This is a genomic window from Amycolatopsis sp. NPDC051758, assembly GCF_044453095.1.
In the GTDB taxonomy this organism is placed as follows: domain Bacteria; phylum Actinomycetota; class Actinomycetes; order Mycobacteriales; family Pseudonocardiaceae; genus Amycolatopsis.
Genome location: NZ_JBITCJ010000001.1, coordinates 683,211 through 698,098, shown reverse-complemented (window position 1 = coordinate 698,098; position 14,888 = coordinate 683,211). Strand labels below are relative to the sequence as shown.

The following is a 14,888-nucleotide window of genomic DNA, read 5'->3' as shown; positions in this document are numbered from 1 at the left end:
CGGCCACCGTTTAGAACGCAAGGTGCGCGGAACAACCTATCGAACGCCGCGGAGGATTTCCGGCGGATGCCGGAACCGCCTTCGTGAGCCCTGTCCCTCTTGGCTGCCTCGCCGTCCGAGTGTACGACCTGGCACTGACAGTAATGACGGCCCGGAGAAGATCACCTCACACTCTTGGTTATGGCCGCTTCACCCTGGGTGATACCCGTGCTAGTCATGACTTGTCCATGATCACCACCTCGGGAGGGACCATGAGCAGGCCGGGCAAGAACTTGGCGCTGGCGGGCATGGCGACCGCGGCGTTGCTGACCGGTTCGGCCACCGCGGCGTCCGACGCCGCATCGGCGCACGAATCCACCGCCGCCTGTCACGAAACACCTCACGAGCCGGTCGGCGGACGCTCGCAGAGCCTCTTCTTCTGCGCCGACGTCGTCGGTTCCGCCGGCAACTACCTGCCCACCACCCGTGCTTACCTCGACCGGGCGGACAGTCCCAACCCGGCCAACTGGGCGGGCTGGATCGCGGAAGGCCCGATCGGGACCGGCAGGACGGCGAGCGGGACGGTGCCCGGGGACCACTGGTGGCGGTTCTGCACCCACGAAGACGGTGGCCCGTACTACTGCACCCACTGGTACCACCAGTAACTCCAGGACCTCCGCCACCGGCCGTTGCCAGTGAATTTCGGACGTTCGATGATGTCGGCACCCGGGTCCGGTATAAGTTCCCCCGGGAGCAGTCTCATCAGAGCGGGGGCAGTGCAGTGGCTACGGGCACGACAGTTTTCAGCAGGGTGACGGTCGTCGCGCCCTCCACGCGGATCGACGTGGCGCTGCCCGCCGACGTCGCGGTGGCCGATCTGCTGCCGATGCTGCTGGACATGGCGAAGGAGGCGTCGCCGGACGGCGGTGCCCGGCACGGTGGCTGGGCGCTGGCGAAGCTCGGTGACGCCCCGCTCGACCCGAGCCGCACGCTGGCTTCGCTCGGCGTCGTCGACGGTGAGCTCCTGCAGCTGCGCAAGCGCAACGAGAACCCGCCGCCGCCGCTGTACGACGACGTCGTCGACGCGATCGCGGAGTCGTCCCCGGACAGCTTCCGGCCGTGGACGAAGGAGACGGCGAACCGCTTCGGGCACGTCGCGGGCGGGCTGGCGCTGGTCGCCGCCGCCATCGCGCTGTTCATGAGCGGGTCGTTCTACGGCGGCAGCGCGCTCGGCGCGGCCATCGCCGGCGGCATCGGCGCGATCGCGTGCGTCGCGATCGGCGCGACGCTCGCCAAGGCCTACCAAGCCGAAGCCACCGGGGTGCTGGTCGCCGCGGCCGGCGGCCTGCCACTGGCGTTCGTGAGCGGCTTCTACATCGTGCCCGGGTTGTCCCTGCGGGCGAACCTGCTGCTCGGCGCGGTCCTGGTGATCATCGTCGCCTCGGTCTGCATCATGGTCATCGGCGCCGGCATCACGACCTTCATCGCCGCCGCGACCGCAGGCACCTTCGGCGCGCTGGCGTTCCTGTTCGGCACGCTCGTCGCGCACCCCGGCACCGGGATCGCGGCCGGCACCGTCGCGGTCGCCCTCGCCTGCATCTCGATCCTGCCGCGCGCCACGATCTGGCTCGCGAAGCTGCCGCTCCCGCACGTCCCCGGCAGCGCGGAGGAGCTCAAGGAGGACTCGGGCTTCCCGGACTACCGGGCGATCGAGCGCCGCACGGCGATCGCGCACAACTACATGACCGGCCTGATGATCGGCTGCGGCATCACCGTCGCGATCGCCGCGATCATCGCCGCGACCGCGCCCGGCGCGTTCGGGATCATCCTGGGTGTCGTCGCGAGCCTCGTCCTGCTGCTGCGCGCCCGCGCGTACGCCAACGGCAGCCAGGCGATCGCCCTGCTCACCACGGGCCTGGTCTCGGCGACCGGCATCGCGGTCGGCTGGCTGGTCTCGGCAAGCGCCGAGAACCGCCTGCTCTACGTCTTCGGCATCCTGATCCTGCTGGCCGCGGGCGCGCTCGTGGTCGGCGTGATCTTCCCGAACCAGCGGTTCTCACCGCCGCTGCGACGCACCGTGGAGATCATCGAGGCGCTCTGCATCGCTTCGGTGCTCCCGCTCGCCCTGGGTGTGATGGACCTCTACACCACCCTGCGGCACCTGAACTTCAAGTGACCGGATCGGGTGAATCTCGGATGTCAGTAGCACGGCGAACCACGACCGCTTTGCTGGCCGGCACGCTCGGCATCCTGGCCCCGCTGAGCACCACGGTGCCGGCGTGGGCGCAGACGGCCCCGGCCGACGGCTACTTCGCGACGCCGCCGCCGGTCGACATGAGCAAGCTGGTCCCGGACTCGCGCCAGCCGGACAAGAAGTACAAGCAGACCAAGGGCTGCGTCCAGCGCAGCACGCTCGGCCAGAACATCGAGATCAAGTACCGGCCCTGGGGCCAGGACTACCTGCAGCTCTCGGCGGCGCAGGACATCGTCCGCGCCGCCACCCCCGACCATTCCGCCGGCGGCGGTATCCGGGTCGCGGTGGTCGACACCGGCGTCACGGCGCACCCGTGGTTCCAGGACCGGGTCAAGTCCGGCGGCGAGTACGTTTCGGCGCCAACGCACAGCCAGCAGCCCGGCCTCGAGGACTGCGACGGCCACGGCACCGAGGTCGCCGGGATCATCGCGGCCAAGCCCGACAACCCGGAGGTCGGGTTCGTCGGCGTCGCGCCGGACGCGACGATCGTGTCCTACCGCCAGCTGAGCGAGAACTACGAGCCCGACACCTCGACCACCACGCCGCCGGCCAGCAGCACGAGCGGCACGCCGTCGTCGAGCACCAACCCGCCGACCGGGTCGGAGTCGTCGTTGCCGCCGTCCAACGGCGGTGGCGGTGGCAGCGGTGAAGGCGACCAGACCTCCCCCGGCCAGACCAACGGCGGCCGCCAGCTGGAGAAGGCCGGCACCGCGGGCACGCTGAAGACGCTGGCCGAGATCATCCACGGCATCGCCGAGCGCGGAGAGGCCGACATCATCAACATGTCGGTCGACAACTGCCGGCCGGCCACGGGGAACATCACCGAGGGCGAGCAGCAGGTCCAGGCGGCCGTGCACTTCGCCGCGGAGAAGGGCATCGTGGTCATCGCCGCCGCGGGCAACGCGACGGACACCTGCCCGCAGAACGACCAGGCGGACGCCCGGAAGCCGAAGACGATCGTGAGCCCGCCGTGGTTCGCGGACGACGTGCTTTCCGTGGGCGCGATCGACGAATTCGGCAGTGTGGCCCCGTTCAGCGTGCACGGCCCGTGGGTCGGCGTCGCGGCGCCCGGCACCCGGATCGTCTCGCTGGACCCGGCCGAAGGGTCGTCGGGGCTGGCGAACCTGACGTTCGAAAGCGGCGACAAGGCCAGCGAAATCCAGGGCACGAGCTTCGCCGCGCCCTATGTGGCGGGTCTGGCGGCGCTGGTCAAGGCGAAGTTCCCGAACCTCGGCGGCCGGGCCATCGTCAACCGCATCAAGGAAACCGCCCAGCACCCGGCGGCGCCGGGTGGCCGCGACAACTTCGTCGGCTTCGGGGTCATCAACCCGGTGGCGGCGCTGACGCAGAGCCTGCCGTCCGAAGTCGGCGGCATGGCGCCGATCCCGGCCCAGCAGATGGCCCAGCTCCCCCCGGCCGACGACCGCAGCTCGACCCCGATGATCGTGGCACTGGCCGGCACGGCGGGTGGCGTGGTGGCGCTGCTGATCACGCTGTTCGTGATGCGCACGATCCGCCGCAACCGGCCGGCCGAAGCCGACACTTCCCGGCGCTGACCCGAACCCTGGCCCGCGGTCGCCGCGGGCCAGGGCGACTTACTTCGCGGGTGGCTTCCCGAGCTGGGCGATCTCCCGGCTCCACCGAACGCCGGCCGCACACTTCGCCGACGGTGCCGGTGGATCCGCACCGGGCAACCCACCGCCGGCCGAGCGGCTTACTTCGCGGGCGGCTTCTCCGGCGGGTTCTTCTGCTGCGGCGGCGGGTTTTCGTCCTCGCCGATCACCGGCGGCGCCACCAGGCCGGGCTCGCCCAGCAGGTCCGACGACTTCGCCATCGGGCGTGTCTTCGACGGGCGGCGGCCCTGGCCACCGCCGCCGAAGGAGCCGAAGCCCATCATCGGCATCATCGGGACGCCCGACATTCCGCCGTGGTTCGCCGAATCGTCCTGCGCGGGGGCGGCCGGCGCCGGGGTTTCGGCGGGCTTCGCGTCGTCCGGAGTGCCGGCGCCGGTCTGCTTCGGGTCGCTCGCCGACGACGGTGTTGTCCCCTCGTCCGCCGACGACGGCGTCGTTCCCTCATCCGCTGGAGACGAAGACGAAGCCTGGTCCTCGGTCAGCGCGTCGTCGTGCAGCTTGAACCGCTCCTGCGGGTACCGGTGCCGGATCTCGATGCTCCGCGACGCCGCGTCGGGATCGTCGACGCCGTCACAGAGCCGGTCGAACGCCTCCATGACGTCGCGCGCCGTCTCGTGCAGGGCCTTCGCCGATTCCTGCGTCTCCTGCAGCTGGACCCGCGCCCGCCGGGTGCCGCCGCTGGGCAGCAGCATGGTTTCCGACGTCAGCTCCGCCGCGTCCACCAGCACCTCGACGAGGTCGACCACCACGTGGCGCAGGGTCTCGACCATGTCATCGAGCGAGGCCGCCAGGACGTTGAGCGCCTCCTGGAGGTCTCCGCCCGCCGCGCCGATCTCGCGGATGTACATGACGAACGCGTCCGCGTCGCGGCCTTCCCAGCCCGCGTCGAGGCGGCCGAGCTGGTCGTCGAGGCGTTCGGAGACGTCGGCCGCGGCCGACGCCGCTTGACGCAGGCGGTCCGCCTCCGCACTGAGGTCGGCCCAGCGGCCGAGCAGCGGGCGGAAGTACGTCTCGACGGGGTCGATCACGCCGAGCTGCGACGCCAGATCCGAGAGGTAGCCCAGGTAAGGCTCGGCCGCCGAGGTGAGGTCTTCGGAAACCGGCGCCGGGACCGCCGGCGCGGCCAGCGGGTGCGGGATGGACTCGGTCGGGCTTTCGGCCATCATCAGTCCAGCCTCCCGGCCCGCTTGATCAGCTCCGCGGCCTCCGCGTCCTGCCCGCTGTGGCGGATCGTCACCTGCCGCAGCGCCTCCGCGGCCGACCGCAGCGCCTCCGCGCCGTCGGTCAGCTGACGCCGCAGCGCACTCGACGCGCGGCCGTACGACTCACCGAGCCCGATCCGGGCCCCCAGCTCGCCGTACGACTCCGCGGAGACGCCCTCCCCGCCGACGTCGGCCGCCGCCGCGTCCAGGTCGTCAGCGGCCGCCTCGGCCGTCTTGGCGTACTCGGCGACGACGACGCCGTCCATCCTCAAGCCGGCCACGGGCACCTCCGCTCACGAAAAACCTTCGAGCGTGTGACGCCCGCGGCGGACCGGCGGTTCCGGTCAGGGGCCCGCTTGCTGGGACGGCGTCGGGAAGGCGCCGGCGTCCGGGTCGATCGGCACCGAGTCGAACTGCTTCAGCACGTCCTGGGTGTTCAGCGACGCCCCGGTCGGCAGCAGCCCGATGACCGACTCGGGCGCCGGCTGCCGGTTGCCCAGGCCGATCGCGTCCGCCGTCGTGGCGTCCGGGACGCTGTAGCGGATGCCCCGGTCGGAGATCAGCTGGATCGCGCCCTTGCCGAAGCTGGCCTTGCCGGTCGCGGACTGGACCACCGCGGCGAAGCCGGGCTTCAGGTAGAAGCCGTTGATGGGCACGCGGTTCGGGCCGGGCGTGGTGACCGTCATCGGGGTGAACTTGTCCCCGGTCGCCTTCGCCCCGGGCAGCTGCGTGTCGACGTACACCGAGGTGTGCGCGTCCTGGTCGGTGCCGGACCCGACCAGCGACCAGCCCAGGCACGCGACCGACGAGTTCTTCGTCGCGTCGAGGATCGTCGGGACCGAGCGCGGGAAGTCGTCGACCGGGATGTAGTCGGGGTCGTTGGGCTGCAGCTCGCGCACCCCGGCGAGCTTGTCGAGGCCGAGCGTCTGGATCTTGCCGGAGCTGCCGTTCTTGGCGACGCGGATGACGTCGGCGACCGCGTTGGACACCCGCTGGATGCCGTTCGTGGTGATGGCGTAGTAGTTCGGCTGCTCACCGGCCGGCTGCGTGGAGAAGACGTCGCCCGCGGACAAGCCGTTGAAGTCGCTGGGAGCCTGGCCTTCCGGGATCCGCGGCGGGGTCAGCTTCGCGACCTCGGGGATCGCGTTCAGCAGGCCCTGCGTGATCTTGCGCGCCGGCTTCTGCAGGCCCAGCGCCGTGCGGACGGCGTCGTTGGGGTTGTTCTCGTCGACCTCGGCGCGCACGGTGTTGGCGTTCGGCCGGTTCCGCGAGCTCGGCAGCCGGTAGATCAGGTACGTCTTGCCGTTGTCGGCCTTCGCCAGCAGCGCGTCGTTCTCGCCGAGCTCGGTGCCGAGGCCGGCCGGGGCGACCCCGCCGAAGACGTAGGTGTTGGTCTTGCCGGTGTCGGGGTTCGGCAGCGTCGTGTCGAGCTGGACCTGGTCGCAGACCGCCCAATTGGGGGAAATCCGCTGGGTGTCCGACGGAATCAGCTGCGGGCCGTCCGGAATGCCGGTGAGCTTGTCGCGCGGAATGGATTCCAACTGGGTGTCGGAAACGACCGTGGGGTTCTTCACACTCGCCGGGCTCGCGGGCGCGGGCTGGGTCGCCGGGCCGGTGCCCGGGTTGCCCGCGCTCACCTGCTTCTGCTGGGCCAGCAGGAGAAGCCGCGCCGACGCGAGGTTGAACGTCGGGATCAGCTTCTTCGGGTTCCCCGCCGCCACGACGTAAACGGTGCCGGACTGCTCGCCGATCACGATGTTCCCGGCGTCGGGCACGGACGGCGCCGGGCTGAGCAGCCCCCAGACGACGAACACGATCATGCCGAGCGCCCCCAGCACGACGCCGACGATGGTGGCCCTCGTGTGGGTGCGCATCGGGTCGTGCAGCATCACGGAGTCGCGCCGGACCAGGGCCGACTGCATCCGGCGCAGGACGAACTTGTAGGCCTGAACCTGAGACTTAGTCGTCGGTGTTGATGGCATTCTCGACCTACAGTCCTCCCCGTCGCGGTACGGTTCCGCAGGATAGCCGTACGGGGACCGTCTGGTGTGGGGTTTCTACCAACTCAAGCTAGGGTCGGACACCCCGGGACCCGGCTTCCGGCCAAGCAGTGAACTCGAGGGGAAGAGAAAGCGCGGATGTCCGTCACCAACCCTCCACGTCCGCCTGGCCCGCCTGGGCCCCCGCCGCCCGGGCAGGGACGTCCCGGCCCGCCGCCCCGGCCGGGGAGACCCGGTGGTCCGGGACCCGGTGGGATGCCCGGCGGACCCGGTGGTGTTCCCGGCGGACCCGGCGGCGGTCCTGGTGGCCCTGGTGGTGTTCCCGGCGGACCGGGTGGGCCCGGTGGCGGCCCCGGCCGGCCCGGTGTTCCCCCGCGCGGCCCCGGTCCCGGTGGCCCTGGCGGACCCGGCGGCCCGAGCGGCCCCGGAGGTCCCGGTGGCCCGGGTGGTCCTGGCGGCCCCGGTGGCCCGGGCGGACCCGGCGGTGGGCCCGGTGGTCCCCAGGGGCCCGACAGCGGTGGCCCCGGCGGCGCGTCCACTCCCCCGCCCGCGGTGCGGATGGCCCCGCCCGCGCGGCGCCGGTCCTCGGGGGTGAACCTCGGCCCGCTCCCCGTGGCGAACCTCGTTGTGCTCGAGGTCGGCCTGGCGGTCGGGCTCGTGCTGCTCGCGATCGACATGTCGCTGAAGTACGTCGGGATCGGCATCCTCGCCTTCGCGCTGATCGTCGCGCTGCTGCGCTGGCGCGGCCGCTGGTTCACCCAGTGGGTCGGGCTGACGGCGCGCTACTCCTTCCGCTCCCACGACCGGATCGCGGACCCGCTGCCGCCCAGCACCGTCGAGGAGCTGGCCGCCGAAGAGACCACCGTGACCGGCCCGGACGACGCCCGCGTGAACCTGCTCCGCATCGCGGTGCCGGACCTCGTCGTGGCGCACGGCGTCGACCACGAGCGGCAGCAGGTCGGGCTGGCCTGGAACGACGGCACCTGGACCGCGGTGCTGCTCGTCGAGCCGACCCCGGCGCTGATCACCCAGGCCGGCGGTGCGCCGAGCCTGCCACTGTCGGCGCTCGGGCCGTGCCTCGAGGACCGCGGTGTGGTCCTCGACTCGATCCAGATGATCTGGCACTGCTACCCGGGCAGCGCGGCGCTGCCGTCGGACTCGCCGGCGTTGAGCTCCTACATGGAGGTCCTCGGCCCGCTGCCCGCGGCCGCGCGGCGGACGACGTGGGTCGCGATCCGGCTGGACCCGAAGCGCTGCCCGGCGGCGATCCGGGAACGCGGCGGCGGTGTGGTCGGCGCCCACCGCGCGCTGATCGGCGCGCTTTCGCGGGTGCGCAACGCGCTGGAGTCGCAGGGTGTGCCGACCCGGCCGCTCGACCCCGACGAGCTGCTGCGGGCGAGCATTTCGGCCGCGGAGCTGACTTCCGTCGCCGGCTCGCCGAGCAAGGTGACGCTGCAGGAGCGGTGGTCCGGGGTGACCGCGGCCGGGATCGGCCACGCGAGCTACGCGATCACCGGCTGGCCGAAGGGCAAGATCACCGGAACCCTGGACACGCTGACGAGCGTCCGCGCGCTGTCGGCGACACTCGCGATGTCCATCTCACCGGCGTCCGACGAAGGCAAGATCGGCCTGCGCGGCGTGGTCCGGCTGAGCGCGCGGAACCCGCGTGAGCTCGAGGCCGCCGACCAGCGCCTGCACGGGCTGTCCGAGCGGCTCGGAGTGGATCTGACGCCGCTGCGCGGGCTGCAGGTCTCCGCGTTCGCCGCGACGTTGCCGATCGGAGGCACAGCATGAGTTCCCGCGTTCGCGACGCCGGGCAGAACGTCGGTGTGGCGCCGGAGTTCACGGTGGACCCCGCGATGCTCGACGCGATCAGCCCCTCGGGTGACCGCGGCGGCATCGTGCTCGGCTCGGGCCTCAAGGGTGAGCCGCTGACGATCTCGGCGCTGCGCTCGACGCCGACGCGCATCGTGCTGGTGGGCGGGCTGTACCTGGCCCGCCAGGTGGCGATGCGCGCGATGGCGGTCGGCGCCTGGGTCGTGGTCGCGACCGGGCGCCCGACGGAGTGGCAGGTGCTGTCCCGCGCGGCCGGCACCCGCGACGGCCGGCCGTCGCCGCTGGTGCAGATCCGCCGGCTCTCGCCGGTCGAGCTTCCTCGGCCGTCGGAGGACGCGCCGCTGCTGGTCGTCACGGACGGCGGGCCGACCCCGCAGGACCTGTTCCCGCCCCGCTCGCCGTGGCAGACGACGATCTACGTGCTGCCGTACCTGCACCCCCAGGCCGGCGCGACGGCCAACGCGGCGGACCTGGTGCTGATGCAGCGGCTGCCGGCGGGCCAGGCCGAGCTGGCGGCCCGCATCTGGCGGCTGCCGCCCCAGATGATGCGCCAGCTGACGACGTTGAAGGACGACCAGGTGGTGGCCCTGGGCCGCAACTTGTGGCGTCCGCTGCGCCTGGTGACGACAGGCAAGGAGCAGCAGCTCCTCGGCCCCGTCCGCCGCGGCGACTGAGGTTCCCGCTCCTGGTTGTGCCGTGAGGGGCACCTTCAGGGACTTGGTGTCCCTGAAGGTGCCCTTCACGGCTTTCAGGGGGAGGTGCGGACGTTGCGGGTTTGCTCGGCGCGGGCGGCCAGCTCGGCGTCCGGCGGGTAGTCCACTGCCGTGAGGGTCAGGCCGTGGGCCGGGGCCACCGCGCTGTCGCGAACGCCGCTCGCCAGGACCTCCGCGGGCCAGGTGCCGGCGCGGCGGCCGTCGCCCACCAGGAGCAGGGCGCCGACCAGGCTGCGGACCATCGAGTGGCAGAACGCGTCCGCCGAGACCTCGACCTCCAGCAGGTGCTCGTCGATCCGGCGCCACTCCAGCCGCTGGAGCTCGCGGATCGTCGTGCCCGTGTCGCGCTGCTTGCAGTACGCCGCGAAGTCCTGCAGGCCCAGCAACGCCACCGCGGCGGAGTTCATCGCGTCCGTCGACAGTGGACGGTTCCAGGCCAGGGTGTCGTTGCGCCGCAATGGATCCACGCCCCACGGTGCATCGGACACGCGGTAGCGGTAGTGCCGGCGGATCGCCGAGAACCGGGCGTCGAAGCCCGCGGGGGCCACTCGCGCGCCCAGGACACGCACGTCACCGGGCAGGAGGCGGTTCCAGCGCCCGGCCATGCGGGCCAGGTCCGGGATGCCTTCCGGGGACACCGGAATCCGCCCGGAGGAGTCCGCAAGCGGCACGACGTCGACGTGCACCACCTGGCCGCTCGCGTGCACTCCGGCGTCCGTGCGGCCCGCCACGACCACGGACTTCGGCACCGACGCCCCCGGCGGCTGCCGCTGGAGGGCCTCCTCCAGGACACCCTGGACCGTGCGGCGGCCCGGCTGGCGGGCCCAGCCCGAGAAGTCCGTGCCGTCGTAGGAGACGTCCAGACGCAGACGAACGAGCCCGCCGTCCCCAGCGGGGAGGGCGGGCTCGTCCGGAACGGCTTCCGTCGTCAGGACTCGTCGTCCTGCTGCGACGGCGGCAGCGAGAAGCCCGCGGCTTCGGCAGCCTCGGCGGAGGCGAACCACACCTCGGCCTTGGTCTGCTCGTAGTACGGGCTTTCCTCGGTGTGGTAGTACTTCGACTCGTCGTTGCCCTTGATCGGGAAGCCCTCGGGCTGCGTCCCGTCCTCGAGCGCGGCGTGGCTGCCCTCACCGTAGGGAGCCTCCGAAGCGGCTTCCTCGGTGGCCGGAGCCTCGACAGCGGCGGTCTTCTTCTCGTCCTTGGCGAACTTCGTCTTGCGAGCCCGCTCGGCCTCGGACGTCACGGTCTTCTCCGGCACCAGTTCGATGACCGCCATCGGGGCGTTGTCGCCCTTGCGCGGCATCGTCTTGGTGATCCGGGTGTAACCGCCGGGACGCTCCGCGAAGTGCGGACCGATCTCGTCGAACAGCTTGTGGACGACGTCCTTGTCACGGACGACGCGCTGAACCTGACGGCGGTTGTGCAGGTCGCCCCGCTTCGCCTTCGTGATCAGCTTCTCGGCCAGCGGACGGACCCGCTTCGCCTTCGCCTCGGTGGTGGTGATCTTGCCGTGCTCGAACAGCTGCGTGGCCAAGTTGGCCAGGATCAGCCGCTCGTGCGCGGACGACCCGCCGAGCCGGGCTCCCTTGGTAGGGGTGGGCATTGGTTCTCCTAGTTCAGCTCACAGCGTCCAGGCTCAGCGCCTCAGAGCTGCTCGGTCTCTGCGTAGTCCTGGCCATCGTCGTGGCCGTCCGAAATCCCGTCGGCGATGCCACCGACACCCTCCGACCAGCCTTCACCGTCGTAGCTGGCGGCCGCCGCGGTCGGGTCGAACCCGGGCGGGCTGTCCTTCAGCGCGAGGCCGAGGCCGACGAGCTTGAGCTTGACCTCGTCGATCGACTTGGCGCCGAAGTTGCGGATGTCGAGCAGGTCCGCCTCGGAGCGCGAGACCAGCTCGCCCACCGTGTGGATGCCTTCGCGCTTGAGGCAGTTGTACGACCGGACGGTGAGGTCCAGGTCCTCGATCGGCATCGCGTAGGCGGCGATGGTGTCCGCTTCCTGCGGCGACGGGCCGATCTCGATGCCCTCGGCGTCGACGTTCAGCTCGCGGGCGAGACCGAACAGCTCCACCAGCGTCTTGCCGGCCGACGCGACCGCGTCGCGCGGCGTGATCGACGGCTTGGTCTCGACGTCCAGGATCAGCTTGTCGAAGTCGGTGCGCTGCTCGACACGGGTGGCCTCGACCTTGTAGGTCACCTTGAGCACCGGCGAGTAGATCGAGTCGACCGGGATCCGGCCGATCTCCGCGCCCGCCTGCTTGTTCTGCAGGGCCGGAACGTAACCGCGGCCGCGCTCGACGACGAGCTCGATCTCGAGCTTGCCCTTGCCGTTCAGCGACGCGATGTGCAGGTCCGGGTTGTGCACGGTGACACCCGCCGGCGGCACGATGTCGGCCGCCGTGACCTCACCGGGGCCCTGCTTGCGCAGGTACATGGTGACCGGCTCGTCCTCTTCCGAGGACACCACGAGCTCCTTGAGGTTCAGGATGATGTCGGTGACGTCTTCCTTCACCCCCGGGACGGTGGTGAACTCGTGCAGCACGCCGTCGATGCGGATGCTCGTCACGGCCGCGCCCGGGATGGACGACAGCAGCGTACGACGCAGCGAGTTGCCGAGCGTGTAGCCGAAGCCGGGCTCCAGCGGTTCGATGGTGAACCGGGAGCGGGTCTCGTTGACCGTCTCTTCGCCGAGAGCCGGCCGCTGGGAAATCAGCATTCTTCCTAATTCCTTTCCAGACGACGCCCGCCATATGACGTCGAAGGGATGGCGCGGCGGCGGCGCACCTGTTGCACCGCCGCCCTGCGTCCAGCCAGGGCCGGACTACTTCGAGTAAAGCTCGACGATCAGCTGTTCCTGAACCGGAACGTCGATCTGCGCACGCTCCGGCAGCTGGTGGACCAGCACGCGGAGGTTGGACTGGACGACCTGCAGCCACGCCGGGATCGGGCGGTCGCCGTAGGACTCCTTCGCCACGACGAAGGGCAGCATCGCGAACGACTTCGGCCGCACGTCGATGATGTCCCACTTCGAGACCTGGTACGACGGGACGTTGACCTTGACGCCGTTGACCACGAAGTGACCGTGGCTCACCAGCTGACGCGCCTGACGGCGGGTGCGGGCGATGCCGGCGCGGTAGATCACGTTGTCCAGGCGGGACTCGAGGATCTGCAGCAGGTTCTCACCGGTCTTACCGGGACGCCGGACGGCTTCCTTGTAGTACCGGACGAACTGACGCTCGAGAACGCCGTAGGTGTAGCGAGCCTTCTGCTTCTCCTGCGACTGCAGGAGGTACTCGGACTCCTTGATGCGCCCGCGGCCGTGCTGGCCCGGCGGGTAGGGGCGACGCTCGAAAGCCTGGTCGCCGCCGATGAGGTCAACCTTGAGGCGACGCGAAATACGCGTCGCGGGGCCGGTGTAACGAGCCATTTCTTCTTACTCCTCCCCGTTCCTCAGACCCGGCGCCGCTTGGGCGGGCGGCAGCCGTTGTGAGGCTGCGGGGTCACGTCCTGGATGGTGCCGACCTCGAGGCCGGCCGCCTGCAGCGAGCGGATCGCCGTCTCGCGGCCCGAACCCGGGCCCTTCACGAAGACGTCGACCTTCTTCATGCCGTGCTCGGCGGCCTTGCGGGCAGCGTTCTCGGCGGCCATCTGCGCGGCGAACGGGGTGGACTTACGGGAGCCCTTGAAGCCCACGTGACCACTCGACGCCCACGCGATCACGGCACCGGTCGGGTCCGTGATCGAGACGATGGTGTTGTTGAAGGTGCTCTTGATGTGCGCGTGACCGTGCGCAACATTCTTCTTTTCCTTGCGGCGGACCTTCTTGGCCCCGGCCGCAGTACGAGACTTCGGTGGCATGTTGTGAGGGATCTCCTGTTAGCGCGCGTTCTCTTGGTGAGCGGCGACCGCTTCGGCCTGTCCGCGCCGGATGATCGAACCGGCGTCGGTGTACAGGTTGCGGAGCGCCATCGGGCGGGCGTAGAGCGCCTTGGGCGAAACGCAAGCCGTGCCGCGGCGCTGGACGCCGCCCATCTGCACGACCTTCTTGCCCTGGACGCTCACTTCTTGCCAGCCTTCTTCTTGCCGGCGACCGTCTTCTTCGGACCCTTGCGGGTACGGGCGTTGGTCTTCGTGCGCTGACCACGGACGGGAAGTCCGCGGCGCCAGCGAAGGCCCTCGTAGCACCCGATCTCGATCTTCCGACGGATGTCGGCGTTCACCTCGCGGCGAAGGTCACCCTCGACCTTGAAGTTCTCTTCGATGTACACACGCAGCTTCGCGAGGTCGTCATCGCTGAGGTCTTTGACGCGGGTGTCCGCGTTGAGCTCGGCAGCCTTGATGAGCTGCTTCGAGCGGGTACGGCCGATGCCGTAGATGTACGTAAGCGCGATCTCCAACCGCTTTTCGCGGGGGAGGTCTACGCCAGCGAGTCGTGCCATTGGCGTTGATGCTCCTTCATTGAATTCATCTTCAGGTCTGCTCCCCGTCCGGTTCCGGGACCGACTCGCCTGTCGTGCCCTCTGCTTGCGCTTCGGGTGTCCCGGCCCCGGCCTGAAGTCCGGGGGTGAACCGGGCCACTCGCGTGGCCCGGCAGGTGCGGGGAGGTTGTGTAGCCGTCAATCCACTCTGGTCGAGTGCTGGGAGATCAGCCCTGCCGCTGCTTGTGCCGCAGGTTCTCGCAGATCACCATGATCCGGCCGTGGCGGCGGATCACCTTGCACTTGTCGCAGATCTTCTTGACGCTCGGCTGGACCTTCACGTCTTCTGCTCTCCTAGTAGCTGCTCTTCGTGATCACTTGTAGCGGTAGACGATGCGACCACGAGAGAGGTCGTAGGGCGAGAGCTCCACGACAACCCTGTCCTCGGGCAGGATGCGGATGTAGTGCTGCCGCATCTTGCCGCTGATGTGTGCCAGGACCTTGTGACCGTTCTCCAACTCGACGCGGAACATCGCGTTGGGGAGCGGCTCGACTACGCGGCCTTCGACCTCGATGGCCCCGTCTTTCTTCGCCATGTCCTCCGCATTTCCTTGTCATCGATCGTCCGTCGCCACACCGTGATCAACTCGAGCACTAGTGCTGGGTCGGGTGTTGCGTGGCACACTGGTGCCCGGCTCCCAAGATCGTGAATTCACGAGCACGCAAGATCCGGGCGCGATAAGTGCGCCGACTTGACAGTGTACGCAACCCGTGTCGCGACCCCCAAACCGGGGGTAATCATGCTAGAGGAACGTGCAGGTGGACGTGATCACGATCACCACGAGTGGGTGAA

The 14,888-nt window shown here is 70.2% G+C and carries 17 protein-coding genes and 1 pseudogene; 6 read left to right on the top strand and 12 right to left on the bottom strand.

Annotated features, from left to right (window positions below):
* The first annotated feature begins 251 nt into the window (after window positions 1-251).
* The 3 genes from ACIA5G_RS03720 (at window position 252) to ACIA5G_RS03710 (ending at window position 3,789) form a co-directional block, all read left to right on the top strand.
* Window positions 252-644 (top strand): hypothetical protein, encoded by a 393-nt coding sequence (locus ACIA5G_RS03720; RefSeq protein WP_395920652.1) that lies wholly within the window; start codon window positions 252-254, stop codon window positions 642-644.
* Window positions 645-790: 146 nt separating this feature from the next.
* A complete protein-coding gene (gene eccD / locus ACIA5G_RS03715) occupies window positions 791-2,155 on the top strand; it encodes a type VII secretion integral membrane protein EccD (protein ID WP_395920651.1) in 1,365 nt (454 codons plus the stop codon).
* Window positions 2,156-2,175: 20 nt separating this feature from the next.
* Window positions 2,176-3,789 carry a S8 family serine peptidase gene (locus tag ACIA5G_RS03710; protein WP_395920650.1) on the top strand — a complete coding sequence of 538 codons (1,614 nt, stop codon included), beginning with the start codon at window positions 2,176-2,178 and terminating at the stop codon, window positions 3,787-3,789.
* 158 nt (window positions 3,790-3,947) lie between these two features.
* Here the strand turns inward: ACIA5G_RS03710 and ACIA5G_RS03705 are convergent, their stop codons facing one another.
* From ACIA5G_RS03705 to eccB, 3 genes are all read right to left on the bottom strand, one after another.
* Window positions 3,948-5,033 carry a WXG100 family type VII secretion target gene (locus ACIA5G_RS03705; protein ID WP_395920649.1) on the bottom strand — a complete coding sequence of 362 codons (1,086 nt, stop codon included), beginning with the start codon at window positions 5,031-5,033 and terminating at the stop codon, window positions 3,948-3,950.
* The gene (locus tag ACIA5G_RS03700; protein ID WP_395920648.1) at window positions 5,033-5,350 is read right to left on the bottom strand and encodes a hypothetical protein; all 318 of its coding nucleotides are present in this window, start codon (window positions 5,348-5,350) and stop codon (window positions 5,033-5,035) included. Before ACIA5G_RS03700 ends, ACIA5G_RS03705 begins: the two co-directional genes overlap by 1 nt.
* A gap of 63 nt (window positions 5,351-5,413) precedes the next feature.
* On the bottom strand, window positions 5,414-7,051 hold the full coding sequence (gene eccB, locus ACIA5G_RS03695; RefSeq protein ID WP_395920647.1) for a type VII secretion protein EccB: 1,638 nt from the start codon (window positions 7,049-7,051) through the stop codon (window positions 5,414-5,416).
* A gap of 253 nt (window positions 7,052-7,304) precedes the next feature.
* Between eccB and ACIA5G_RS03690 the strand changes: the two genes are divergently transcribed.
* The 3 genes from ACIA5G_RS03690 to ACIA5G_RS03680 are packed head-to-tail and all read left to right on the top strand — an operon-like array spanning window position 7,305 to window position 9,579.
* Window positions 7,305-7,664 (top strand): hypothetical protein, encoded by a 360-nt coding sequence (locus ACIA5G_RS03690; protein WP_395920646.1) that lies wholly within the window; start codon window positions 7,305-7,307, stop codon window positions 7,662-7,664.
* Window positions 7,628-8,863 (top strand): type VII secretion protein EccE, encoded by a 1,236-nt coding sequence (eccE, locus tag ACIA5G_RS03685; protein WP_395920645.1) that lies wholly within the window; start codon window positions 7,628-7,630, stop codon window positions 8,861-8,863. The genes ACIA5G_RS03690 and eccE overlap by 37 nt, the downstream gene beginning before the upstream one ends.
* Entirely contained in the window at window positions 8,860-9,579 is a 720-nt protein-coding gene (locus tag ACIA5G_RS03680; protein ID WP_395920644.1) for a hypothetical protein, read from the top strand. Before eccE ends, ACIA5G_RS03680 begins: the two co-directional genes overlap by 4 nt.
* Window positions 9,580-9,653: 74 nt before the next feature.
* Here the strand turns inward: ACIA5G_RS03680 and truA are convergent, their stop codons facing one another.
* From truA to infA, 9 genes and pseudogenes are all read right to left on the bottom strand, one after another.
* Entirely contained in the window at window positions 9,654-10,481 is an 828-nt protein-coding gene (gene truA / locus ACIA5G_RS03675) for a tRNA pseudouridine(38-40) synthase TruA (protein WP_395921865.1), read from the bottom strand.
* 242 nt (window positions 10,482-10,723) lie between these two features.
* A pseudogene (gene rplQ / locus ACIA5G_RS03670) lies at window positions 10,724-11,221 on the bottom strand (50S ribosomal protein L17); the annotation flags it as partial.
* 41 nt (window positions 11,222-11,262) lie between these two features.
* Window positions 11,263-12,333, bottom strand: coding sequence for a DNA-directed RNA polymerase subunit alpha (locus ACIA5G_RS03665; protein WP_004558887.1), 1,071 nt, complete (start codon window positions 12,331-12,333; stop codon window positions 11,263-11,265).
* A 105-nt stretch (window positions 12,334-12,438) separates the two neighbouring features.
* Window positions 12,439-13,044 (bottom strand): 30S ribosomal protein S4, encoded by a 606-nt coding sequence (gene rpsD / locus ACIA5G_RS03660; protein WP_328445490.1) that lies wholly within the window; start codon window positions 13,042-13,044, stop codon window positions 12,439-12,441.
* Between the two features lie 23 nt (window positions 13,045-13,067).
* A complete protein-coding gene (gene rpsK / locus ACIA5G_RS03655) occupies window positions 13,068-13,475 on the bottom strand; it encodes a 30S ribosomal protein S11 (RefSeq protein ID WP_004558885.1) in 408 nt (135 codons plus the stop codon).
* Between the two features lie 18 nt (window positions 13,476-13,493).
* The gene (locus ACIA5G_RS03650; RefSeq protein ID WP_086681363.1) at window positions 13,494-13,679 is read right to left on the bottom strand and encodes a hypothetical protein; all 186 of its coding nucleotides are present in this window, start codon (window positions 13,677-13,679) and stop codon (window positions 13,494-13,496) included.
* The gene (rpsM, locus tag ACIA5G_RS03645) at window positions 13,676-14,056 is read right to left on the bottom strand and encodes a 30S ribosomal protein S13 (protein WP_034285908.1); all 381 of its coding nucleotides are present in this window, start codon (window positions 14,054-14,056) and stop codon (window positions 13,676-13,678) included. Before rpsM ends, ACIA5G_RS03650 begins: the two co-directional genes overlap by 4 nt.
* Before the next feature lie 206 nt (window positions 14,057-14,262).
* Window positions 14,263-14,376 carry a 50S ribosomal protein L36 gene (gene rpmJ / locus ACIA5G_RS03640; protein WP_004558882.1) on the bottom strand — a complete coding sequence of 38 codons (114 nt, stop codon included), beginning with the start codon at window positions 14,374-14,376 and terminating at the stop codon, window positions 14,263-14,265.
* A 33-nt stretch (window positions 14,377-14,409) separates the two neighbouring features.
* Window positions 14,410-14,631, bottom strand: coding sequence for a translation initiation factor IF-1 (gene infA, locus ACIA5G_RS03635; protein WP_004558881.1), 222 nt, complete (start codon window positions 14,629-14,631; stop codon window positions 14,410-14,412).
* Window positions 14,632-14,888: the final 257 nt, after the last annotated feature.